General features: G+C 45.1%; 2 protein-coding genes and 1 pseudogene. All 3 read left to right on the top strand.

Annotation, left to right across the window (positions count from 1 at the left end; all coding sequences use genetic code 11):
• A pseudogene (locus B3O33_RS11075) lies at positions 1-266 on the top strand (polynucleotide adenylyltransferase PcnB); the annotation flags it as partial.
• Entirely contained in the window at positions 266-754 is a 489-nt protein-coding gene (folK, locus tag B3O33_RS11070) for a 2-amino-4-hydroxy-6-hydroxymethyldihydropteridine diphosphokinase (protein WP_292363593.1), read from the top strand. The pseudogene B3O33_RS11075 and the gene folK, both read left to right, overlap by 1 nt.
• Positions 751-1,410, top strand: coding sequence for a deoxynucleoside kinase (locus tag B3O33_RS11065; protein WP_292363592.1), 660 nt, complete (start codon positions 751-753; stop codon positions 1,408-1,410). Before folK ends, B3O33_RS11065 begins: the two co-directional genes overlap by 4 nt.
• Positions 1,411-1,453: the final 43 nt, after the last annotated feature.

Here is a 1,453-nt window from a genome sequence, read left to right as displayed (position 1 = left end):
AACCCCGTTTGACACGTCGTCAGGGTAAACGGGCATTTGCTTTGTTGTTGCACCCTAAATTTCGTGCGGGTTACGATTTTCTGGCACTTCGGGCACAGTCCGGTGAACCGCTGCAGGAATTAACTGATTGGTGGACAACTTTTCAACAAGCATCGGCAAACACCCAATCCGATATGGTGAATGCCTTAGGTGCGGGTGGAGAAGCAGAAAAACGTAAACCACGTCGTCGCCGTCGCCGCAAACCAGTTATTAAAAAAGTTGAATAATGCTGGTTTATATTGGACTTGGCAGTAATCTGGAAAACCCGCTGCAACAGATTAAAACCGCCATCAATGATTTGCAGGCAATCGCTGAAATAACCATTGTTTCAGTATCTTCCCTTTACCAAAGTCCGCCAATGGGACCAGCAGATCAGCCGGTTTACATCAATGCTGTATTAGCATTGAAAACAATCCTTAATCCGCACCAGTTACTGGACGTTTTACAGTCCGTAGAACAATTGCATGGTCGAGAGCGTAAACGGCATTGGGGGGAACGGACACTGGATTTGGATATCTTGCTCTACGGCGATCAGATATTGGATGATGAGCGATTGAAAATACCGCATCCAGGCATGCATGAACGAGCCTTTGTGTTATATCCGTTAGCTGAAATAGCACCGGATGTTGAAATTCCCGGTATTGGTAACTTGCAGGAAATATTGCCATTATGTCCGCAAGGTGATTTACAACAAGTGGAATACACTAGCTTATGAAAACATTGTCGCATCGTTATATTGTTGTTGAAGGCCCGATTGGTGTCGGCAAAACTCATCTGGTCAAACGGTTGGCGGAGAGCTTTTCCGGGAGCACATTATTAGAAGCACCGGAACAAAATCCATTTTTAGAACGTTATTATCTGCATCCCAAGCAATCGGCTTTGGCAACACAATTAAGTTTTTTGATGCAGCGCGTCAAGTTAGCCAAAACCTTACAGCAGGACGATTTATTCACTTCGCTGCACGTGGCGGATTTTATGCTGGAAAAGGATCGCTTGTTTGCACAGATATCACTGGATGATGATGAACTGGCTTTATACAACATGGTTTATGAAAATCTCACTCTGCATCACCGGACGCCAGATCTGGTGATTTATCTGCAAGCCTCTTTGCCGACATTGAAAACCCGGATTTCGCAGCGCGGTATAAGTTATGAACAACATGTCGAAGATGCTTATCTCAAACGTCTGGCGGATTCCTATGCTGACTTTTTCCATTATTACGATGCGTCACCGTTACTGATTGTCAATGCCGAGCAGATTGATCTGGTGAAAAGTGAAGCCGATTACCAGCAGCTGCTGGATCAAATTTGCACTATTCAAAGTGGTCGGCAGTACTACAATCCGCTGCCGGTGAAAGAGAAAAAAGCATGAGCCGTCTGAGTCTGAATCAGCTGCGTAAAATGAAAGCTGAGCA

Source organism: Methylophaga sp. UBA1464 (assembly GCF_002325665.1).
Taxonomy (GTDB): Bacteria; Pseudomonadota; Gammaproteobacteria; order Nitrosococcales; family Methylophagaceae; genus Methylophaga.
Note: the sequence above shows the minus strand (reverse complement) of the source record. Positions and strands in the feature narration are given on the sequence as shown.

Bases quoted from the DNA above. Each gene is read 5' to 3' on its own strand.
- B3O33_RS11065 (WP_292363592.1), top strand. From the start codon at position 751: ATGAAAACATTGTCGCATCGTTATATTGTTGTTGAAGGCCCGATTGGT.
- folK (WP_292363593.1), top strand. From the start codon at position 266: ATGCTGGTTTATATTGGACTTGGCAGTAATCTGGAAAACCCGCTGCAA.